The 22,108-nt window shown below is 31.0% G+C and carries 16 protein-coding genes and 1 riboswitch; of the genes, 6 read left to right on the forward strand and 10 right to left on the reverse strand.

Features of this window, described 5'->3' with window-relative positions; all coding sequences use genetic code 11:
- Nucleotides 1–90: 90 nt before the first annotated feature.
- Nucleotides 91–192: riboswitch (purine riboswitch) on the reverse strand.
- 248 nt (nucleotides 193–440) lie between these two features.
- Nucleotides 441–1,721, reverse strand: coding sequence for a 4Fe-4S dicluster domain-containing protein (locus tag J2Z44_RS01520; protein WP_021284784.1), 1,281 nt, complete (start codon nucleotides 1,719–1,721; stop codon nucleotides 441–443).
- Nucleotides 1,722–2,115: 394 nt separating this feature from the next.
- Here J2Z44_RS01520 and J2Z44_RS01525 point away from each other — a divergent pair, with 394 nt between their 5' ends.
- Nucleotides 2,116–2,460, forward strand: coding sequence for a cupin domain-containing protein (locus J2Z44_RS01525; RefSeq protein ID WP_021284785.1), 345 nt, complete (start codon nucleotides 2,116–2,118; stop codon nucleotides 2,458–2,460).
- A gap of 702 nt (nucleotides 2,461–3,162) precedes the next feature.
- Nucleotides 3,163–3,600, forward strand: a complete 438-nt coding sequence (locus J2Z44_RS01530; RefSeq protein ID WP_021284787.1) for a hypothetical protein — start codon at nucleotides 3,163–3,165, stop codon at nucleotides 3,598–3,600.
- Nucleotides 3,601–3,800: 200 nt separating this feature from the next.
- On the opposite strand, the gene J2Z44_RS01535 is transcribed toward J2Z44_RS01530, so the two are convergent.
- Nucleotides 3,801–5,129, reverse strand: coding sequence for an FAD-dependent oxidoreductase (locus J2Z44_RS01535; protein WP_021284788.1), 1,329 nt, complete (start codon nucleotides 5,127–5,129; stop codon nucleotides 3,801–3,803).
- 505 nt (nucleotides 5,130–5,634) lie between these two features.
- Between J2Z44_RS01535 and larE the strand changes: the two genes are divergently transcribed.
- A complete protein-coding gene (gene larE, locus J2Z44_RS01540; protein WP_021284789.1) occupies nucleotides 5,635–6,459 on the forward strand; it encodes an ATP-dependent sacrificial sulfur transferase LarE in 825 nt (274 codons plus the stop codon).
- Nucleotides 6,460–6,760: 301 nt separating this feature from the next.
- Here the strand turns inward: larE and J2Z44_RS01545 are convergent, their stop codons facing one another.
- The 3 genes from J2Z44_RS01545 to J2Z44_RS01555 all read right to left on the reverse strand — a co-directional run bounded on the left by J2Z44_RS01545 (nucleotide 6,761) and on the right by J2Z44_RS01555 (nucleotide 9,535).
- The gene (locus tag J2Z44_RS01545; protein ID WP_021284790.1) at nucleotides 6,761–7,510 is read right to left on the reverse strand and encodes an energy-coupling factor ABC transporter ATP-binding protein; all 750 of its coding nucleotides are present in this window, start codon (nucleotides 7,508–7,510) and stop codon (nucleotides 6,761–6,763) included.
- A 135-nt stretch (nucleotides 7,511–7,645) separates the two neighbouring features.
- The gene (gene cbiQ, locus J2Z44_RS01550) at nucleotides 7,646–8,443 is read right to left on the reverse strand and encodes a cobalt ECF transporter T component CbiQ (RefSeq protein ID WP_209649289.1); all 798 of its coding nucleotides are present in this window, start codon (nucleotides 8,441–8,443) and stop codon (nucleotides 7,646–7,648) included.
- 48 nt (nucleotides 8,444–8,491) lie between these two features.
- Complete coding sequence (locus J2Z44_RS01555) at nucleotides 8,492–9,535, reverse strand: energy-coupling factor ABC transporter permease (protein WP_021284792.1); 1,044 nt, start codon at nucleotides 9,533–9,535, stop codon at nucleotides 8,492–8,494.
- A gap of 455 nt (nucleotides 9,536–9,990) precedes the next feature.
- Between J2Z44_RS01555 and J2Z44_RS01560 the strand changes: the two genes are divergently transcribed.
- Entirely contained in the window at nucleotides 9,991–11,382 is a 1,392-nt protein-coding gene (locus J2Z44_RS01560) for an aldehyde dehydrogenase (RefSeq protein WP_021284793.1), read from the forward strand.
- 89 nt (nucleotides 11,383–11,471) lie between these two features.
- On the forward strand, nucleotides 11,472–11,654 hold the full coding sequence (locus J2Z44_RS01565; protein WP_021284794.1) for a cysteine-rich CWC family protein: 183 nt from the start codon (nucleotides 11,472–11,474) through the stop codon (nucleotides 11,652–11,654).
- A 290-nt stretch (nucleotides 11,655–11,944) separates the two neighbouring features.
- Here the strand turns inward: J2Z44_RS01565 and J2Z44_RS01570 are convergent, their stop codons facing one another.
- Nucleotides 11,945–15,196, reverse strand: coding sequence for a DEAD/DEAH box helicase (locus J2Z44_RS01570; protein WP_021284795.1), 3,252 nt, complete (start codon nucleotides 15,194–15,196; stop codon nucleotides 11,945–11,947).
- A gap of 510 nt (nucleotides 15,197–15,706) precedes the next feature.
- Complete coding sequence (locus J2Z44_RS01575) at nucleotides 15,707–16,720, reverse strand: DUF2935 domain-containing protein (RefSeq protein ID WP_021284796.1); 1,014 nt, start codon at nucleotides 16,718–16,720, stop codon at nucleotides 15,707–15,709.
- Between the two features lie 456 nt (nucleotides 16,721–17,176).
- Here J2Z44_RS01575 and yaaA point away from each other — a divergent pair, with 456 nt between their 5' ends.
- Complete coding sequence (gene yaaA / locus J2Z44_RS01580) at nucleotides 17,177–17,944, forward strand: peroxide stress protein YaaA (protein ID WP_209649290.1); 768 nt, start codon at nucleotides 17,177–17,179, stop codon at nucleotides 17,942–17,944.
- 185 nt (nucleotides 17,945–18,129) lie between these two features.
- Here the strand turns inward: yaaA and J2Z44_RS01585 are convergent, their stop codons facing one another.
- The 3 genes from J2Z44_RS01585 to J2Z44_RS01595 all read right to left on the reverse strand — a co-directional run bounded on the left by J2Z44_RS01585 (nucleotide 18,130) and on the right by J2Z44_RS01595 (nucleotide 22,028).
- Nucleotides 18,130–19,755, reverse strand: coding sequence for a SulP family inorganic anion transporter (locus J2Z44_RS01585; protein ID WP_021284798.1), 1,626 nt, complete (start codon nucleotides 19,753–19,755; stop codon nucleotides 18,130–18,132).
- A gap of 226 nt (nucleotides 19,756–19,981) precedes the next feature.
- Nucleotides 19,982–20,809, reverse strand: a complete 828-nt coding sequence (locus tag J2Z44_RS01590; protein WP_209649291.1) for an RMD1 family protein — start codon at nucleotides 20,807–20,809, stop codon at nucleotides 19,982–19,984.
- A 619-nt stretch (nucleotides 20,810–21,428) separates the two neighbouring features.
- Nucleotides 21,429–22,028 (reverse strand): FMN-dependent NADH-azoreductase, encoded by a 600-nt coding sequence (locus tag J2Z44_RS01595; protein ID WP_021284800.1) that lies wholly within the window; start codon nucleotides 22,026–22,028, stop codon nucleotides 21,429–21,431.
- Nucleotides 22,029–22,108 lie beyond the last annotated feature (80 nt).

Here is a 22,108-nt window from a genome sequence, read left to right on the forward strand (position 1 = left end):
TTTGAAAATAAAAAAAACTACCATCGGATTATGAGTAAATCCAATGGTAGTTCCAAATTCAAAAAGTCCAGAATACAAAAGCCTTTAAGAATAGAACCTGGATTCACCCATAGTTAAGAAGTTTACGGCCTCTTTGTAGAAACGCCTGACCCCTATTGTCAGACCTATATGGATGGTTATTTAATTTAAAGCTATTATAACAACATAACTTTAAATATGCAACAGGTAATTTTTACACCATTCTATTATTTTAGACATAATAACAATCTATATCCTATTTAATTGTTAGTTTTAATTAAAATATCATAATTATTCCAAATTAGATTTAAGAATATTTATACATTAAAACTCTTCTTGTTAACTTACGCTAAGGCTCTTAAGAATATTAGTTAAAGAACATTAGTGGAATTGTATATAAGTTTTAAAATTATATTTAAAACTTATATCTTTATCTTAGTGATTAGCTTATCCAAATAAACTGATTTCATCTGTTTACTGGCCATAGCTTGTTTAATTGGTGATAATTTTAGTATTGTAGATAAAACTGCTGCCATAGCTCTATGACTTCCAAATGCCTGATTATCAAAAATTAGATTCTGAAGTGTTCCTTTTTCTATGGCCATGAGCACTAACCTGTGAACAGAATTAGCTGGAGTTATTATTTTTTCTTTACGTCTTTCTAAAAATATACTCTGTTTATGACAAGACCTCACACAGACTCCACAGCCAAGACATACCTCTTCATTTATTCTCATTTTCTTTTGTTTATTTCCCCATGAGTCTTCTACAGTAGTACATTCGATAGCTCCAATTGGGCAAGCTCTTTCGCAACGTCCACAATTTATACAATTATCCTCATTTATCTTTGGAATAAATGCTGTAGTTTGTACAGGATGAAGATTACCAAACTTTCTTGCAGCCACCATTGCTTCACAACAACATCCACAACAATTACATATAAAGGTTACATCCTCCCTTACATTCTCTCCACATTGCACTAAATTGTTCTCGTACGCTTTGTGTAAGAGTTCTAGTCCTTCGGATACATCTACCTTTCTAGCATAGTTATGTTTTATTAAAGATGCTGCAGTGTTACCAAAGGTCATACAAATGTCCATTGGTGCATCACAAGCTTTTCCTACATGATGCATTTTATGCCGACAATAACATGTACTAATTCCTATATGAGAAGAGCTTTTTATAATATAACTGGCTCTTTCAAACTCCAGTATTTGAACCTCATTATCCTTTGAAAGAACCTCTTCTTGTACATAAACCCTTCCTAATTTTGTTTCTGCACCAAAAAACAGTTGTTTTATAAAATCTTCCTCAATATTAAGGTACTCATAATAAAGTTCCCCAAGAAGCTTCTGATTTATATCATTTCTTGTTCTCATCATAGAAAATTCAAAAAAACCTGCCATTGGAGGAGGAAGTATGTATTTTTGTATTCCTCCATGATCCATATCAAGCAAAATAGCTCTACTAGCCAATTCATTCAGTATTTTATAGGTTGCTACTTCCTCCATATTCCATATCTTACTTGCAGTTTTTACCGTAAATGGTCTTATAGGTAATTGTGCAACAAGAGCTGCTTCCTTCTCGCTAAATAATAAACTTAATATCTTATAAAGTGTTTCTGAAGGTGGAGCCCCTTGGGGAAATCGATTTATTCTTTCTTCTAAACTTTTATAGGCTGATTTACCTACAATATGTGACATTATTGTCAACTCCATTTCTAAAATAAATAATTATAATTTGGCTAACCTTTATAAACATATAAATTTATTATTTTTAAAAATAAGTAGCGAATAAATCCTTTTAGAAATTCACACTGTTAATCTTTTAAAATAAACTCTACCTTTTTTATATGCTTTAATTACTAATATCAACTCTTTAAAATTATTAACATTATATCTTTAATCAATTCGATTTATTACCAACTCTTGCAAAGATTTATAAAATTTTGATTTAAATCACATATTTTTTTTCAAAAAAAGCCCATAATAAGATTAAAGATAAATCAAATTTATGTACAGTTTAGATTCTATACAATTTACAACCTTATTTACCTACCCAAAGTGAAAATATATAAAAATAGGAGTGATTATTCATATGAAATTAGAAAAAATATCTGATAAAATAGTTTATAATGAGAATACAATTTCAAAAAGAATGCTTTTTAATACTGGTAAGGTTTTAAACTTCATGCTAAATTTAAAACCAGGCCAAGGAGTTCCTCCTCACAACCATGAAAACAGTGACATGATTATTCATGTAGTATCTGGAGATGAAGGTGAAGTAGTTACAGATGGTAATAGAACTATGGTAACTCAAGGGGATGTATTCCATTGTGATGGAATAGAAATGTTCAGCCTTACAAACACTGGAAAGGAAAACATGAGCTGCTTTGTTGTTTTAACTCCTAACCCTTCTCAAATTTATTCTAAGGAATTTTAAATTTTACAGATTTTAAGCTAAACTGATAGTTTTTCGATTATAAAGATTTTTATAAAACTTTATTTCTTTTACAGCTAAGAACTTTTGAATCACTATGAATTATTAAAATTCATAGTGATTTCCTATTGTACTGCTACTTTATCTCTCTGTTATAAAAATAGTTCCCATTATAGCACTAAAATAATAAGTAGGTTTTAAATTATATGTGAAAACTCAAGACCATGATGTTTTTAGCTTACATTCATATAAAAAGAAATAAATAATCCCTTAAAAGGGATTTGTGTATTCATACTCTTAGGTTTGTAAAATTTCCACAACATCTTATTTATTTTAAAATAATTTAAAATTACCATAAACTAATCTTAAATTAAACAGTTACATATAAGTGTAATATTTGCTTTAATTTCAAATAAACTGAAATCTTATCATTGAAGAAAGTCTCACTATCTGTAATTAGCTTTTACATAAATTTCAACCCTTAAATAATATGCAACTCTTCTTACAAATAGTAATTGTAATTGAAGTATGATTAACCATGAGGAGCCATCATTGACATTATGTTCTCTAATATTAAACCCTTCATAGGATACACTATAATTGTAGCAAGGCTATTGACTAGGAGAGTCTTTAAAACTAAGTTTAGTAATAAGTTTAGTAATAAGTTTTGCTATAGAACATTGAAAATTGAAGGGAGTGATTCACATGGACAACAATTATTTAAATGAAGTAAAAGGTCAAAATGCAAAATCAAGAAAAAATGGAAGTGGTTCTAATTATTCTTATAGCTCTATGACTAATAGTACAGAGTTAAATAACTTCAATAGTTCAAGTAATCAATCTTATCTTAACGAAGTAAGAAAACAAAATGAAGAATCTAGATCAAATAGCAGTTCTTTAAGTAATTCTTACAATAGCTACAATAAAAGCACAGACTATACTAATGGCAGCTCAAACTACTCAAGCGGCTCAATGTCAAGTAGTAGTGGAACAAACAGCTTCACAAGTGCTTCTGATGAAGCATACTTACAAGAAGTTAGAAGAAAAAATGCTGAATCTCGCAAAAATGACCCAACTTATCAAGAAATGTATAGCATGTTTGGAATGGGAGAAAAGAAAAACTCTAATAACAGCATGCAATAACTGATATTAAATGCTTTAAAGGTATGCTAAGAATTTAACCTTAGCATACCTTTAATTATTTTATCATATTTTAAATCTATATAATAAAACTATAATTTATAAGTTAAGAAATTCACTTTTAAGCCTATCTAAAAACATACAAGTTTTCCTTAATAACAAAAGTTCTAATAACCTACAGTAAATTTCTATAATGCCCTCTCTTATTCAGCTTGAAGCCCTGCCATATTTAAAATACTCCATGGCTTATTAAAGTGTGGTTGGAAGAAGAAATCTACAAAGCCAAGTTCCTCTATAGTCATACCATTTTGAATCACTACAGACATGGTATTAGCCATTTGAGTCATGTCAGCTTTTGAAAGGATTTGTGCTCCTAATACCTTTCTGCTTTCCTTTTCGTATACTACTTTAAATTGAACCATTTCATAAGTTGGCATAAACTCTGGTCTATAGTTGTCTTGAACCATTACAGACATTACCTCTAATCCATTAGCCTTAGCAGCATTTTCTGTAAGTCCAGTTGAAGCTATATTATATTCATATATTTTTATTCCTGAAGTTCCCTGAGTTCCTAAGTGTCTTGTGGTTGGTTTAACCAAGTTTCTTGCAACTAAAGTTCCCATACGAACTGCGTTTGTTGCTAGAGGAATATACTCTGTTTTTCCAGTAGGATTGTATTTTATTGCACAGCTATCCCCTGCTGCAAATACATCTTCCTTACTAGTTCGCATATATTCATCTACAATTATAGCTCCATTTGGTAAGGTATCCACTTGCCCTTTTAATAGTTCAGTGTTTGGTCTAAAGCCTATGCAAAGAATAACAAGTTCTGCTTCATATTCACCCTTGTTAGTAATAACTTTTGAAACCTTTCCATCCTTGCCTTCGAATTTTTCAACTGTTTCTCCTAGAGCAAGTTTAACTCCATGATCTTTAAAAGCCTTTTCTGCAATATCTGTGTATTCTTTATCTAGGTATTTGCTCATAATTCTGTCTAAGCTATCTATTAAAGTTACATTTTTCCCATTCATTTGGAAAGCCTCAACTAGCTCAACTCCAATATATCCTGCTCCTACTACCACAATGTTTTTAACATCCTTTGCCTTTTCAATAATAGCGTTTGAATGATAGAAATTCTTTGAAAGAAGTATATTTTCAAGGTCTATACCTTCAATTTTAGGAATTATTGGCCAAGAACCTGTAGTCACAATAAGCTTGTCAAAAGTATCCTCAAACTCCTCATTAGTGTCTAAGTTTTTAGCTATAATTTTTTTATTTTCAGTATCAACACTTATAACATCGTGTCTCATCTTTGTCTTAACACCTAACTCAGCAAGTTTGTTTGGGGATGAATAGAAAAGCCCTTGTGGGTCTTTAACTATTCCACCTACATAAAGTGCAATACCACAGGATAAAAATGATATATTATCATTTCTCTCATAAACAGTAATTTCAGCCTCTGGATATAATTTAGCAGTATTTAATATTGCTGCGGTTCCAGCATGAGTACAACCAATAACAGCTACCTTCATAACAACAATCTCCTTTTCAATAATAATTATTACTTAACATTTGTTCTTTGTTATTATTATAACATATACTTCCTTAATTTTCATTATATTTTTTGAAAATATTTCATGATTATTTTTATCCCATTTCTTTATAATTATTTATAAACCATCTGTAATATGATTCTTTTAACTTTTATTCCTAATAAATATACTTAAGTTAACTGAAAACCAGTAAAACTTCTAGCTTTCATGTTAGAGAAATAAAAACTGTATAGAATAAATTATCTCTTATTTATCGAGAATATATGTTTGTACATTTTAAAAGTAATATAATAAAAGAATTTAGTGACTCTATTAGAATTTCAACTTTGTTAAAAAATAGTTTACCTATTTTTCTATGTTCATATTTTATTCACATTCTTCTTGTATAATTATAGGAACAAATATAGGATTAAAATTTCACGAAAGTCTACTTTTTATGAAGTTTAATATTAATTTATGAATATTAAAGAAATAGGGGGATTCTATGGAACTACAACAAAAATTTCAAAGATTAAAAGAAATCTTAATAGAAGCTGGAAGTGGTGCAGTAGCTTTTTCTGGTGGTGTTGACAGCACATTTCTACTTAAAGTTGCTCATGATGTACTTGGTGATAAGATTGTAGCAGTTACTGCTAGATCATCTACATACCCTGAAAGAGAGTATAATGAAGCTAAAGAATATGTAAAACAATTCGGAGTTAAACATATAACTATTATTTCTGAAGAACTAGAAATAGAAGGGTTTTCAAAAAACCCTGTAAACCGTTGCTATTTCTGTAAGACAGAGCTTTTCTCGAAGGTTAGAGAAGAAGCAAACAAACTTAATTTGAAGAATGTATTTGATGGTTCAAATTTTGATGATCTTGGAGACTTCAGGCCTGGAATGAAGGCTGCAAAAGAACAAGGAGTCATCAGTCCTTTAAAGCAAGCTAAGCTTACTAAAGCAGATATTCGTGAGCTTTCAAAAATGCTTAACATTCCAACTTGGAATAAACCTGCCTTTGCTTGTCTTTCTTCTAGATTTCCTTATGGTAACGAAATTACAGTAGAAAAACTATCCATGGTTGAAAAGGCTGAACAATTCTTAATGGATTTAGGCTTTAGACAGCTAAGAGTTAGACACCATGATGAGATTGCCAGAATAGAAGTTGCCCCTGAGGACAGATCAAAATTCTTTGACTTAGAACTTATGGATAAGGTTGGAAAAGAGTTTAAATCAATTGGCTTTAAATATGTAACCTTAGATATAATAGGATACAGAACTGGTAGTATGAATGAGGTTTTATCTGAAAAAGAAAAAACTATATAACTTTTGTTTTAAATTGATATGTTTAACACAAAAGTTTGTACAATAATTTTTCAGGAATTCTTTTGCTTTTTATTAAAAGCTGTATAAATTCATAAATAGCCCTATGAACTTTTATGTTCCCAGGGCTATTTGTTATATTTTATATTAAATAGTGAACAAATTGATTTTGTTAACCTTCATTTTAATGAAGTACTTTGGAAGCAGATTTAGACTGCCATCAAAGCAACTTATCTATGTTGAGCAACTGCCACTTTAGAAGATGGCATACTTGAAGCTTCCAAAATGTTGTTAAAGAAGTTTTCTATTTTACACTACAAATTGGACAACTTTGAAGACTTAAAGGCAGCTCTAGTTCACAACTTTCCATAAGCTTAGAGTCACTTAAAATAGTCTTTGTATCTCCATCCGCTACTACCTGCCCGTCCTTTAAAACTATAGTTCTATTACAAAGGTCTAGTACCATATCTAAATCATGAGTAGTAATTATCTTAGTGTAATTTAACTCTTTCAGAAGATTTATAAGTTTCCTTCTAGATTTAGGATCTAAAGCAGAAGTAGGCTCATCCATAATAAGTATTTCAGGTTTCATAGCAAGAACTGTAGCAATTGCAACTCTTCCTTTTTCTCCTCCGGAAAGTTTATATGGTGGTCTATCTATAAGATGAGCTGCCCCTACAGTTTCTAAGGCTTCCTTAACTCTTTTACTTATTTCTTCTTCTGGAACCTTATAATTTCTTGGTCCGAAAGCTACATCCTCATATACAGTATTCATAAATAATTGGTCATCGGAATTTTGGAATACCATCCCAATTGCTTCTCTTATTTTAGGCAGATTCTTCTTAGTTATAGTCATTCCTTTAACTAAAATTTCCCCTTCACTTGGAAATAAGGCTCCCATAATATTTAAAAGTAAAGTAGATTTTCCTGCCCCATTGGCTCCTATTATACCAACAGCGTCACCTTCACTTATACAAAAATTAATACCCTTTAAAGCCTCTCTGCCGTCGTTATATTTATATTTTACATTGTTAATCTGAATTATTTCTTCCATAAGTACCTCACCAACAGCCTCGAAGCTTTTTCTTTTCTAGTTAATAGTCTTTTTAATCCATTATCCATATATTCATCTTTAAAAGTCTTATAGAATCTAACATAGCCTTATGTATATATTAAGTACTTTTGTTCTCTATATAAAGGAACCTAATATTTCTGCCAAATTAAAATACCTTACAAAAATAAAGTATCCACTCCATAATAAAAAATAAATTATATCTTTATTATATACCTTTACTTCTCTACCTATAGTATACTGTCCAGTAAAACCTCTAGCTGACATAGCTCTATAGACTCTTTCTGCCCTATCTAAGGTTCTTAGCAAAATCCCTCCTAAAAAGGAACCCCAATGCTCTATTCTTATACCCTTCCCTTCATGGGATCTAAAGAAATAGGCTCTAGTGCTTCGACCTACTTCTTCTATGAAAAGAGAAATATATCTATAAGTAAAAAGTAATTGCATTATAAAAATATTTGGTACCTTTAACTTTTTTAATGCCACTGCTATGCTAACCATCCCTGTGGTTGCAATAAGCAGTTGAGCAGCCCATATAGTTAAAAACCCTCTTACTAGGATAGAAGTAAAGGAAATCCAACCTGCAGTAATGGTAACTCCCTGGATACTAATCATAGCTTTCCTATCAAATAAAGGATTAAATATACCAATACCTATTATGAATATCATTGCTAACAAAGTTGTTTTTAATAATCTTCTAAAAGGCACTTCACCTAGAGACATTATAATTATAGGATAAACTATTAGTGGCAAAATTCCACTAATCTCATACTTTGAGAAAGAAATAGTGACAATTAAAAATAGAATAGTAGTTAACAGCTTTATCACTGGATTTATTTTATGAATAATTGTATTTTTTTCTGAAAGTTCCTCAAGGGTTCTTAGGTTATAGAAGTAGTTTATCTTTTCTGCCATAAGTTTATCCTTTTCTTTATATATTCTAAATAATCTATTGAATATTTATTAGTTAAACCTCTTGTTTTCCTTTAAGGCTTTTCTTTTCTTAATGAAGTTGATTATAGCACCAACAGTAACTGCAAATACCAAAGTCATAATTCCGCCAACCATTCCTGAAATACTGGTTCCTGCATTTGCTGCCAAAGCAGAAGGCCCTTTTTCACTATTCTCCGAAGCTTTAAAGCTATAATCTGGAAGTATTGCTGTGGTTTCCTGTAGACTTTGTGCTTTATCATGACTCTTATAGGAAGATTCTATTTCCTCTTGCCCTGAAGTTTTAAAGATTGCCCATTCTAACCCATCAGGATTTGATGATGCAAACAAAGATAGTACTCCTCCAACAAGAAAAGCTGCTATGATTAATGGAACGAGAATTCTCTTTGTTGATTTAGGGTTGCTTTCTTCTTTTGAAAAGCCCTCTACTGTATTAGGTCTTGCACTCCAAATGAAAGAAACTACTGCAGCTGTAACTACCCCTTCAACTATTCCGATAGCAAGATGTATAGGTTGCATTAACCCTAGAAAGGTAAGAAAAGGCAATTCTGTCTTTCCTGATAAAAGGGTCTGAAGTACCACACTAAAAGCTCCCAATTGTAAACCAATGATAGCTGATGCCATAGAAGCCCATGTTATTCTTTTTTTAGAATATCCTTTACCTAAAATCTTTTTATAAATTAAAGGATATGCAATAAAACAGGTGTAAAAACCTAGATTGAATATGTTACACCCCAGCGCTATAAGTCCTCCATCTGCAAAGAATAAGGCCTGAATTATTAGAATAGATGCCATAGCAATAAACCCTGCATAGGGTCCTAAAATAGCTGCTAGAAGCATTCCTCCTCCTAAATGTCCACTTGAACCAGTTCCTGGTATAGTAAAATTAATCATTTGAGCTGCGAATACAAAGGCTCCCATAACGCCCATTAGTGGAATCTTTTCCTCCTCCAAGTTTGTTTGAAGCCTTTTAATTGAATAAGTGGCTACCCCCGCAGTAGCCGCCCACATAGTTCCTCCAACTATAGGTGAAATCAATGCGTCTGCCATATGCATAACAGTTCCCCTCCCCCGTTTAATTATAAATTATTTGATAGCTATAAATGATAAAACTTGCCCTCTATGAAATTTCCTAATTTACTTAAGGCTAAATCATAAAAACAAGATATCAATTTATATTTTATAAGGTTAATATATAAAACAAAGTAGTATTTTAAAACTTAAAAATTCTAAAACTATATAATAATCCCTCTAAATGATGCCTATAAACATATTAATTATATAGTAAAATTCTGTTAAAGTCCATAAAGCTATATTCCTCGTTATTTTTACTTTATTGATACTTATTGTTAATATTTGCCCACTACTATGCTATGATTTATATATGAAGCGAATAAAACAATTCATAATATCAGCAAAATTAAAACTTAAAGGGGTATAAGTTTTTTAACTTGCTTTTACATACACTTATAAACTTAATTATTTTAGTGTAATTTGAAAGGAGAGGTAAAATGGAAGTGTTAAGCAAACAGGAAGTTTCTATGTTTTTACAGGAGCATAAGGAGTTTTTCCACAGTGGTAAAACAACAGACATTTCCTTTAGAATAAATCAATTAAATAAACTAAAGTACACAATAAAAAAATATGAAAAAGAAATACTTGAGGCTCTATATAAAGATTTAAAAAAGAGTGAATTTGAAGCCTATAGTACAGAAGTTGGCTTTGTTCTAGACAGCATTGGATATATCACTAAAAATCTTAAGAAATGGTCAAAAGCTAAAAAGGTTAAAACCCCAATTCACCAACTTCCTTCTAAAAGCTATGTAATGTACGAACCCTATGGTACAGTACTTATTATCGGGCCATTTAATTATCCCTTTCAGCTTTTAATTGAGCCTTTAGTTGGTGCTCTTGCTGCTGGAAATTGTGCAGTTATTAAGCCTTCTGAAAGTACTCCTAATATTTCTGCTTTAATAAAAAGACTTATTGAAGAAACCTTCGAGAAAAAATATGTAAGAGTCATAGAGGGAGAAAAAGAAACTACTTCAGCTTTAATTAATTCTCCCTTTGACTATATTTTCTTTACTGGAAGTGTACCTGTAGGTAGAATTGTTATGGAAGCTGCGGCTAAAAACTTAGTGCCTGTAACTCTGGAGCTCGGAGGCAAAAGTCCTGTAATTGTAGATGATAGTGCAAACTTAGAAATAGCTGCTAAAAGAATTGTATGGGGTAAGCTTATTAATGTAGGGCAAACTTGTATAGCTCCTGACTATTTATTGGTTCAAAAGGGAGTAAAGGACAATTTAATTGCTAAGTTACAGTCTACCATTGTAGAATTTTATGGGGAAGATGCTTCAAAAAGTAAGGACTACGGAAGAATAGTAAGTATAAGACAATTAAATAGACTCTCTACAATAATAGACAAAGACAGGAATAAAATAATACATGGTGGTAAAATTAAGGAAGAAGAATTATATATTGAACCAACCTTAATTAATAATGTAAACCTTCATGATGCCTCCATGGAGGATGAAATCTTTGGTCCAATTTTACCAATCCTTGAATTTGATAAAATTGAGGAAGCAATCAAAATTATTAATGATAGACCTAAGCCTTTAGCTTTATATCTATTTACTGAAGACAAAGCTATTGAGCATAAGGTTTTAAACTCAGTTTCCTTTGGCGGTGGCTGCATTAATGATACAATTTCTCATGTTGCCACACCTTTTATGCCCTTCGGTGGTGTAGGTAATTCTGGAATTGGGGGTTATCATGGAGAGGAAAGCTTTAAAACCTTTTCACACAGAAAAAGCATTCTTAAGAAAAGCACTAAATTTAGTATAAAGCTAGTATTTCCTCCCTATGGTGACAAGGTAAATCTAGTTAGAAAAATAATGAAATAGTTAGCCAAATACTTAATCACTTAAGTTATAGGATATATGAAATATTTCATAATTGAAAATATATTTATTAAATTAAAGGAGTGATAATAATGAGCCTAACAGGTGAAGAAAGAATTTGTCCAATTTGCGGAAAAGATAATAATTGCCAACATGGAAATAAGGACTGTTGGTGTAATACAATTGTAGTGCCTAAGCATGTCATTGATATGGTCCCTGAAGATAAAAAAGGAAAAGCTTGTATATGTAGAGATTGCATAGAAAAGTACAAATAAAACTGAAATCAATCTAATAAAAGCTTAAACCTTTTTAAGGATACTTAAAGCTCTTTGAGAAAATAAAGCCTTGAATACTAGTGGAAGAATTTCTCTAGTATTCAAGGCTTTAGGCATCTGAAAATAAATAACAAGTCCAAGATGTAAAGTATATTTTGTGATAGACAAGAAAACAGGTTCCGCAGATAGTGGGGCTATCTAAGGGTTCTGTTGACGCAGTATATCACAAAATAGACGAGCAGATTGACTTGTTTATTTTTTGAAGATGCCTTATTAATATGATTAACTACCTATATCTTAAACAAATCTTCAACTTCTTCTTCAGTCATATTACTTATGACTACATCACTGTGATTTTCACCATCTAAAACGCTCTCAATGATTTCTTTTTTCTTTTCTTGAAGAGCATAAATCTTTTCCTCTATGGTACCCTTAGTTATAAGCTTAATTACCTCTACTGTTTTAGTTTGACCAATTCTGTGTGCTCTATCTACAGCTTGATCTTCAACCGCTGGATTCCACCATGGGTCAAAATGAATTACTAAATCTGCTCCTGTAAGATTTAGTCCAGTTCCCCCTGCCTTTAAAGAAATTAAAAACACTTCTGCATTACCTTCATTAAACTCTTTTACCATAGCCATTCTATCTTGTGAAGGTGTAGACCCATCTAAGTACATAGAACCAATTCCAGCCTTATTAAGCCTCTCCTTAATATTATGTAAAATGGAAGTAAATTGAGAGAATAAAAGTATTCTATGACCATTTGCAATACTTTCCTCTATAATATCATCAAGAGCTGTATACTTACCACTATCTCCTTTGTAGTCCTCTAAAAAACTACCTGGGTCACAACAAATTTGTCTTAATCTAGTTAATAGAGAAAGGATTTTTAACTTACTCTTATTAAAGCCTTTTTCCTTAATTTCTTCTCTAATTTCTGCTTTAAAGGATTCCACATAGGAAGCATAAAGTTTTTTCTGCTCCTCAGTCATTTCTACTACAACCTTATGCTCAATTTTAGGTGGAAGCTCTAGAGCTACATCCCTTTTAAATCTTCTTAAAATAAAAGGTCTTATTAGCTTTAATAGTTCATTTAATGCCTTTTCATTTTTATCCTTAACTATTGGAGTTTCAAAAGTCTTTGTAAATCTGCCATGGGTTTTTAAGTATCCTGGCATAATAAAATCAAAAATAGACCAAAGCTCTGTTAAGGAATTTTCCATTGGAGTTCCTGTTAAAGTAAATCTTTTTGATGCATTTATTTCCTTCACTGACTGTGCATTTAAAGAAGCTGGGTTTTTAATATGCTGTGCTTCATCTAAAATGCACACTGAAAACTTCATTTCTCGATAATCATCTATGTCTCGTCTTATTAAGGGATAAGAAGTTATGACTACGTGATGATTTAACATCTCTTCTCTTTGAGCTTCTCTCTCACTTTTACTTCCTGACACCACTAGTACCTTTAAAGTAGGCGCGAACTTTTCAAACTCACTCAACCAGTTATAAACCAAAGAGGTTGGACAAACTATAAGCGCAGGCTCTTCTAGATTTCCTTCTTCTTGTTCAGAAACAATATAAGTAATAGCTTGAAAGGTTTTACCGAGTCCCATTTCATCCCCGAGCACCCCTCCAAAGCCGCATTGATCCAAGGTTTTGAACCACTTAAAGCCTATTTTTTGATAATCTCTTAAGGTTCCAGTAATACCTTGTGGAAGTTCATAATCTGCATCCTTGATGTCTTTTATGGTGTTAACTAGCTCTCTAAAAGCCTTATTTCTTCCAATAAAACCTAGATTGCTATTTTTTATCTTATCATCAATGTATAAAGATGCATATTTGGATAAGGTTATATTTCCCTTAGCAAATTTAGCTGCATCAATATCTAAACTGTCCACGAGAGCTTGAAAGTTTTCAATTTCAGAACTTTGAAGAGGCATAATAGAACCATTTTTTAGCTTATGGTATTTTTTCTTTTGCTTTAAGGAGGTAAATAAACCCTTTAGCTCCTCTTTATCCACCCCTTCAATATTAAACTCAAATTCTAATAAGTTAGATTCATTTAAAGATATGGAGGACTTAAAGTTTTTTGAGGAAATAACCTTTATACCCTTGAAACTATCAGAATAATAAACTTCTCCTAATTCATTAATTCCGACTAAACCCATAGTAATGAAATCCATGACCTGTTCTTCATCCTTTAGATAAAATCTTCCTTTTTCTTGAGAAAACCCAAAGTCCTCTAAAGCTTTAAGTCCTTGCTTTTCCACCTCTAGATTCCTAATTATTACTACGCCCTCTTTACTTCCTTTGCTTTCTTCTAAATGAAAATCCACATCTCCATAATTAAATACTACATCACAGCTGACTCCTCGTGTTTCTTTATCTAAGTAGTATTTAATTTTTAGTGGTTCTTCCCTTACAAGACTACTAATACTTTTATCTTGAGTAATATTTTTGCTTATAGTCTTTAAATTTGGGAGTACGTAAGTGGCTACTTCTTGAATTTGTTCTTTAGAAAAATCTATAAAATTATTATTTCTTTTGCTTAGGATTTCAAGCATAGGCAAAAATCCATGTATCTGATTTTCAGAAGGCACATATATTTTATTGTTATATAAATAAACTCTGTTGGTCTTATCTATAGACTCTGGCAACTCACTATCAAGGGTTAATTTAACCTTATCCTTTTTAAGCGCAATATTAAAATCCAAAGGCATATCCTGAAAAAGAACCTCAATATCTTTATAATCCATTCCTTCAATTCTTGCATTTATTTTTTTATTATCATAAAGACTTAAAAACTTAATAAGCTGAGAATTCGTTAAATAAACCTTTTTACCACTTATAAGCACAGATGAGGTGTCTATGTATACATTTCTGCTAATTGCCTGATTTAAATCGTATATTTCCTTACTAAAATCAATTATTTTCTGGTCTTCCTCTGAAAAATAATGATTTTCTGGATAGAAAGTAAAGCCCTTTCCAAATTGAATGGACTCTTTTTTGATAAAACCATTTTGTATGAATTCCTTAACGTTTTTAACAACATATAATCTATCTGTACCAACTTTCATCTCAAAATGATGATTACAGTAATTTGAGGATGAAAACTCAAGAATAACCTCTAACTTCATAACTTCATTGGGCTTATAGTTTTCTGTAGTCGCTCTTTTGAAATAATCTAATAATTGATTTCCGTAGTCTGTAGAAACTTTTTTGTTTGTCCCTTTGCCCATTCCTTCCCTGCTCAACTTTATAAGCACGGCTGAAATATGCTTGCATTTCTCAAAACCAGAAAATGATTTACAGTTACAGGAACAATACAGTTGTTTATTGGCTTTATTCAGCATTATCCTAACCCTGTAATTTTCTAGGCTGTCTGCGGATTCCACCACAGCAGCCACTGAGCATAGATTTTCACTATTTTCTAACATATCCATTTTTCTTATTTTATTTCTAAGATACATATCAAGTCCACGAAGATAAAATACCTCTCCTAATGATGACTTAATACTGTCTTCACTTATATTAAAACTCATAAAACACCTCAATTTGATACATTCATCTTTATAATTATAGCCGCAGTAGTATATAAAATATCTTTAATTAGAAGTTTACAAGAAATATTCTGATAAACTTCTAGCTTGAAAAGTTATAATTACAGTAATTCTGAAGTTTACAAGGTTTTGAATAAGTTAATTTCATGTTACTAAAACCTATATGTTGAATTAAATTAAGAACTTAGAACCAACATAAAAATTAACTTAATTCCCTAATCTTTAGAGAATTTGATAAAATAATTTTTTACTAAGAATCCTATGCTTTGACCTTTTAAAACTTACTAACCATTTAGTAAGCATAAACTTAATTATATCATAAATAAGGGGCTCCCGATTAAATAACTCACCATAAAAACCTTTTATTGTATTCAAGTTGCGATAAACATAGGAAAGCTATAGTTATAGTTACATTATTCATATAAAAATAAAAGGAACTGTTTCCTCTGCAAACTTATGCATTATGGAACAGTACCTTTATATCCAATATAATTAATATCTATTAGGTCTATTTAATCTTCTTAATATCCTTAAATAGTGATTTGCTTCTCTTAATACATGGTCTGCTAAAAGAGGTAGTATTATGGACTTAACTTTACAACCTAATATTCCCTCTACACCTTGAGTTTTAAAGTTTCTAAACTCTCTAGTAGTTCTTAGGCTTTGTTGTGTTACATTATCCATGTTATTCATTATCTTTTTAAAATTTTCTGCTTCTTCTGTTAGCTGTTCATACCTTTCAGCAAATTCATTAGCCATATTAATTAATGCTTCCTCTGTTGGGTCTAGCATTCCTCTTATAAATTTTGCATGGTCTCCCATAATCTCATTCCAGAAGGACTCCTGCTCTACAGTTTCCCTATCAATATCTATGTCCATCATTCTTTGAAGTCTTCTTAGCATTGTTAAATAAAATTCTGTTTCTTCTAAAAGATGTTCTACCATATGAGGATATGCTAGAGTGAACATTTGACAAGAATTAACTCTCCTAATTAAGGTTTGCTTAAAAGCAATAACCTCTCTTATAACTGGTATAATTCTTCTATTTAGAGTAAATATATTTTGCGCAGAAGCCTGTTCATCAAAGTTCTGTAAAAATGGTGCATCATCTGGTATATTATCTGGTGGAATGTCCTCAGTGATAGGAAGGTCATTACCAGCTAAGTTTAATTCCATTTGTGTTATGTTTGTATCTATTTCAATTCCAGTATAAAATTGAGTAGCTTTTTCTGCATCTAAAGTGTACTTAGTCACAAACTCTCCTGAGTTAAGTTGGTTAGGTCTAATTACTCCTTGGGAAAGTCTTACTGTTTCCATAAGCAATCTTTCAACTTCTCTTCTTAACATATCCGCTTGTCTTCCATAATTTATATCCTTTGGAGTAAGGGAAGCTTTAACAAAGATTAAATGTTCTTTCACAATTCTTAAGAAAAATAAGTTTAATTGGATTGACTGGTTCACAAACCTTCTTCTTGGTATTTGTTGTTGCTGCTCTCTAACTAACATATTTTCTCCTTATTTTTATTGCTTGACACTTTAACAATAGTTTTCATAAAAGGGATTAAACTCCTTTAGAGTAATGCCTTTGGGCCACCTTACTTTTTATAAAAGTTTACATAAAGCTTAGGTGAACTGGAGGTTATCCATTAATAGACTCTCTAAAATTTCTCAGCAGTGTCATGAAATTCAATATTAACTTTACTTCCCTAATTAATAAAAACTAGTTAAAAATGTCATATATAGTCAGTATATTTAATTGTATAAAAAATGTTATTATTTTCTGTAAAATAATGGGTATAATTAGAAATTCCTTTGTTCTTCTAAATAATGAGCAAGTTCATTTCATTGGACAACTTTAGAAGGAGTTGCTGAACTTTTAAGAAATATTTGATATAATACTCATAAAAGTCACAAATTCCTAACCAATTTAATTTAGAATGGTTAACAAAAGGAGCAATTTAGATGATTACAGTTATTTCACCAGCAAAAACCTTAGACTTTGAAAGTCCAAGACCAAATATACAATATACACATCCTCTATTTTCTAAGGAGACCAATGAATTAGGACAAGTGCTAAAAAGCCTAAGTTCAGATGATATTAGTAAGTTAATGAATATAAGTGAGGCTTTATCTAAGCTTAATTATGATAGATTTCAGGTTCTAAATAATGATGAAGAAAGGGTTAAGGAAGCAATTTTTGCTTTTAAAGGTGATGTGTACAAAGGCTTAAACATTGAAGAATTTTCTCCTGAACATATCAGTTTTGCCCAGGAAAATCTAAGGATATTATCAGGACTTTATGGAGTTTTAAGACCTTTGGACATAATTAAAGAACATAGACTTGAAATGGGCACAAAATTAAAGTTTAATTCTTTAAATAACCTATATGACTATTGGGAGGATAAACTAAGCCTCCACATTGAAGAATTAGTTTTGCAAAGTACAGGAGACAAGGTGCTAATCAATTTAGCTTCAGATGAATATTCTAAAGCTCTTAAACTAAAAAAGCTTTCCAAGAAAATTAGAGTAATTAATGTGATTTTTAAAGAAAATAAAAATAATGAGTATAAAATCATAGGATTATACGCTAAAAAAGCAAGGGGACTAATGACAAGTTATATTATGAGAAATGAGATTTGTGAAGCTAATAAAATTAAAACTTTCTCCACAGAAGGGTACAAGTTTTCCCAAACTATGTCCGATGAAAATAATATTGTTTTTATTAGATAACCTTAACCACGCCCTTGCCTGATGCAAAATTTATCTTTGAAAACATTCATATTGCAAGGAAGAACAATTATAAAATAAAAACAGGACAAAAACATCTCCTTTAATAAGACATTTTTGTCCTGTTCTTATATTCACAGCAATTTATACTTTTATTAAGGTTATAAATATTTAATAGAGGTATATTTTTAAGCAACTGATTTTAGCGCTTCTTCTCTATCATTAAATATAGCTTCTTCTCCAACCAGTTCTAAGAATCCCATTCCTTTTAAAACTTTATGTGGCTGCTCTTGTATGTTGGCTAAAAGAAGTTTAATATTATGCTTTTTACATCTGCTATAAAGAGTTTCAAGGGCTTCCATAGCTGTAGAGTCTATGGCATTGGCATTTTTCATATCTAGCAGTAGCACTTCATAAGAAGAATTAATTTCTTTCATTACATCCATAAAATTATGAACTATGCCAAAGAAGAAAGGACCATTTATTTCATAGACTAATATATTATCCTTATGGCTTTCATCTCTTATATCTTCATCTTCCCCTTGGCTGCATAAAACCATGGTTTCAATCTTTGTTGTGTCTGCTATTCGTTTCATAAATAGGAACATAGCAAGTACCATTCCAATTTCAATTGCCACAACTAAATCAAATACCACTGTTAATATAAAGGTTATTAACAGTATAGCTACATCACTTTTAGGAGCTTTTAGAAGAGAATAAAAAGTTTTCCATTCCCCCATATTATAGGACACTAATATTAGGATAGTTCCTAAGGTTGTCATTGGAATCATCTTTGCAAGAGGCATAAATACCATCATTATTAAAAGTAAAGTTATCGCATGAACCACTCCCGATATAGGGCTTCTGCCTCCGTTTTTTACGTTAGCTGCAGTTCTTGCAATAGCTCCTGTTGCTGGAATTCCTCCGAAAAGACCTGAAGCTACATTTGCTACTCCTTGAGCTATTAATTCCATGTTTGAGTCATGTTTTCCACCTATCATTCCATCAGCTACTACTGCAGAAAGCAGTGATTCTATGGCAGCAAGTATTGCAATAGTTAATGCTGGATTTATAAGGCTCTTTATAGTTTGAAAGCCCACCTTTGGTAACATTGGAGCTGGAATAGCAGACGAAATATCACTAAATCTACTTCCTATAGTTTCTACTGGTAAGTTAAATATATTAACCACCAAAGTAGCTACAATTAATGCTACCAATGAACCTGGTATAGTTTTATTAACCTTAGGCCAATAAATCATTATAAGTAAGGATCCAAGTCCCACTAAAAAGGCTGTTAAATTAAAGGTATTCATGTGAGCAAAATAAGCTTCCCATTTTCCGATAAATTCTGCTGGTACCTTATCTATAGTTAGTCCAAGAAAATCCTTAACCTGTGTTGAAAGCAAGGTTATAGCTATTCCTGAAGTAAAGCCCACAGTTATTGGGTGAGGTACAAACTTAATGACACTCCCAAACTTAAGCAACCCTAAAACTATTAAAATAATTCCTGCCATAATTGTTGATATTATAAGACCTTCAATGCCATAACTTTGGATAATACCATAAACTATTACTACAAAGGCTCCTGTTGGTCCTCCTATCTGTACTCTGCTTCCTCCTAAAAAGGAAATAAGAAAACCTGCTATAATAGCGGTAATTAGTCCTTTTTCTGGTGATACTCCTGAAGAAATCCCTAGTGCTACAGAAAGTGGTAGTGCAATAATTGCAACTATTATTCCTGCAATTATGTCTTTTAAAATTCTTTCCTTGTTAATCTCCTTTCTATCAATCATCCTTAATAATTTTGGTTTCATTTAACCATCACTCCCAAGTTTAATTTTATCCCTTTAAAAGCATACTCCTAGGATTTTCTTTAGTCAACTTGTTTAATTAATCATATTTGTGTATGTATATTAAACATCTTTCATAAGAATTTTCTTAAATGAAAAAAACCTGCAATATTTCAAATATCACAGGATTTTTATGCAATAATAAAAAGTAAACTTACTTTATAAACTTTTTATAAATTATTATAGATGCCTATTTGAAAAACATTTCAAACACAGGAAGTATAAGTTCAAAGGCAATTAGTATTATAACTATCCACTCTAAAGTATTTCCTTTTTTTGAATGCATAATTGTAGAGAACACTTCTATAACGTTTAATAAAACTTCTGTCTTATTTTTTATCTTTTCAAATCTTTCTGCGATGTCAAATAAATCAATTAATTCTAGATAAAGCTCTTCTGCAAATTCATTTCTCCATGCAATATCTGGTTTATCTAACAGTCTTAAGTAAGATACTATATCAAATTTGCCACGGAGTATCTTTGAAGATAATTTTGCAAGATCCTTATCCTTCAAAGTAAAAGCTCCTCTATCTAGATAATCCATGACACTTTCAACTTCATCAGTAAGAATTTCTATATCTTGCTCGATTTTATCTAAAGAAACAGATTTAGATAAAACCAGGGATAAAGTAGCCATGTAGGTTTCATTTAGTGTTCCTATAGTCATGGAATCAAAGCTTATTTCAAGCTCCTTGTTTTCATCAACATAAAGAGTAAACTCCTCAGTGTAGTAGTTTTTATTCATGTCCTTGAAACATTTACTACTAATGTTTTTAAAGTACTTGATAGCATCCATAACTTCATGATATTCAAAGTTAACAAATACTATACTTCCAAAGTGATACAGGAATATATACTTACTTTCAGTATCTGATACTATTCCATTTAAATTATTTTCTTTTAAAAGTACAGTATCTTCCCACTTTAATTTTTTGTTAAGATTAAAATGCTGTGCAATAATATTTAGTGCAATTTCATCACAAACATCATATGCAGTAAACTTATAGGTTTTCATCATATTACTTTGTCTTTAAAACCCTGTTTAAAGACAAATATGCCCTCCCCTTTATATGTGATTTCAAGCCTTATTTCTTAGTAATAACCAAAGTTAAGCCTTAATTTGTACATTGCTTGTACCTTGGTTTCCTTATGGCTTCTTAATGCTGAACAGAATAATTTATCAACAAAAAGCCTTAGTGTGCAGACTTGATTATTATATATGAAATGAAATTTAAAATTAAAATCGTAAATGAAACTATTTCATTCATTAAAAACTCAATATAATTATTAAATTATTATCCAGTAAGCCTTTAGAAATTATGCTTTAAGAAGTACTACTGTAGGAAAACAAAGTTAACACTTAAGATATATGGACCCTAACTTTTTCCTTTAAGGTCTTATTAAGATGATAAAGTAACTCTTACCCATAGTAGACTATATCAATGAAAAGCTGATAATCTATAGGTGAAAATACGCACCTATAATTATATCAGATAACTTGTATTTTGTAAAATTCTACTGAATACTACACGCTTCTCTATTATTGTATTAAGATTTATAGTGTTTTTAAATATAATTAATTGTACATAAAAAAAGTTCCTGCAATCCTAAAGTTACAGAAACTTTTACTTTTAAACTTAAAATTCCCTTGCCATCCTTCGTGCTTCTTCATAGCTTCTATTTGCTGCTTTTTCAAACTCTTCATCTTGAAGTACATTAGTAAGTTCAAGAGCTAAAGTTTTTACATCATAAATCCCAAAGAAGCCTAAAATGGTTTTTACATACCTGTCTCCCATTTCATAGCTTGCACTAGGTCCTTCTGAGTAAGCTCCTCCTCTTGAAACAATATGAACGGCTTTTTTTCCTTTATCTGCAAGTAATCCAACTGCACCTTGCTCTGTGTACTTAAAAGCTATTCCTACATAACTTACATAATCAAAATAAGCTTTTAAAATTGCTGGTATGCTTAGGTTCCACATTGGAGCTGCAAATACATACTTATCTACTGATGCAAATAATTCAGCCTGGTGATAAACTTCATCTTTTACCCCTGAAAACATATTAGTAACCATTTCATTATCTAGAGGACGGATATTCTCCTTGTACAAATCTAAAATAATAATTTCATCATTGGGATTTTGCTTCTTATACTCCTCTATAAACTCATTGGATAGCTTAAAGGTATTAGACTCAGAATCTGGCTTTGGATTAGCTTTAATGTATAACACTTTACTCATTGCATTTCACCTCATATTTTCGACTTTACTTAGATATTTTTATTCAAAGGAAAGTTATTTATGCAATTAGAAATAAACAC

This window comes from Clostridium punense (assembly GCF_017874425.1).
GTDB classification, from domain to species: domain Bacteria; phylum Bacillota; class Clostridia; order Clostridiales; family Clostridiaceae; genus Clostridium_J; species Clostridium_J punense.

Coding starts and splice junctions, on each gene's coding strand:
- J2Z44_RS01570 (WP_021284795.1), bottom strand. CDS start 15,196: ATGAGTTTTAATATAAGTGAAGACAGTATTAAGTCATCATTAGGAGAG.
- J2Z44_RS01520 (WP_021284784.1), bottom strand. CDS start 1,721: ATGTCACATATTGTAGGTAAATCAGCCTATAAAAGTTTAGAAGAAAGA.
- J2Z44_RS01555 (WP_021284792.1), bottom strand. CDS start 9,535: ATGCATATGGCAGACGCATTGATTTCACCTATAGTTGGAGGAACTATG.
- J2Z44_RS01565 (WP_021284794.1), top strand. CDS start 11,472: ATGAGCCTAACAGGTGAAGAAAGAATTTGTCCAATTTGCGGAAAAGAT.
- J2Z44_RS01560 (WP_021284793.1), top strand. CDS start 9,991: ATGGAAGTGTTAAGCAAACAGGAAGTTTCTATGTTTTTACAGGAGCAT.
- J2Z44_RS01585 (WP_021284798.1), bottom strand. CDS start 19,755: ATGAAACCAAAATTATTAAGGATGATTGATAGAAAGGAGATTAACAAG.
- J2Z44_RS01575 (WP_021284796.1), bottom strand. CDS start 16,720: ATGTTAGTTAGAGAGCAGCAACAACAAATACCAAGAAGAAGGTTTGTG.
- larE (WP_021284789.1), top strand. CDS start 5,635: ATGGAACTACAACAAAAATTTCAAAGATTAAAAGAAATCTTAATAGAA.
- J2Z44_RS01595 (WP_021284800.1), bottom strand. CDS start 22,028: ATGAGTAAAGTGTTATACATTAAAGCTAATCCAAAGCCAGATTCTGAG.
- yaaA (WP_209649290.1), top strand. CDS start 17,177: ATGATTACAGTTATTTCACCAGCAAAAACCTTAGACTTTGAAAGTCCA.
- J2Z44_RS01535 (WP_021284788.1), bottom strand. CDS start 5,129: ATGAAGGTAGCTGTTATTGGTTGTACTCATGCTGGAACCGCAGCAATA.
- J2Z44_RS01530 (WP_021284787.1), top strand. CDS start 3,163: ATGGACAACAATTATTTAAATGAAGTAAAAGGTCAAAATGCAAAATCA.
- J2Z44_RS01525 (WP_021284785.1), top strand. CDS start 2,116: ATGAAATTAGAAAAAATATCTGATAAAATAGTTTATAATGAGAATACA.
- J2Z44_RS01590 (WP_209649291.1), bottom strand. CDS start 20,809: ATGATGAAAACCTATAAGTTTACTGCATATGATGTTTGTGATGAAATT.
- cbiQ (WP_209649289.1), bottom strand. CDS start 8,443: ATGGCAGAAAAGATAAACTACTTCTATAACCTAAGAACCCTTGAGGAA.
- J2Z44_RS01545 (WP_021284790.1), bottom strand. CDS start 7,510: ATGGAAGAAATAATTCAGATTAACAATGTAAAATATAAATATAACGAC.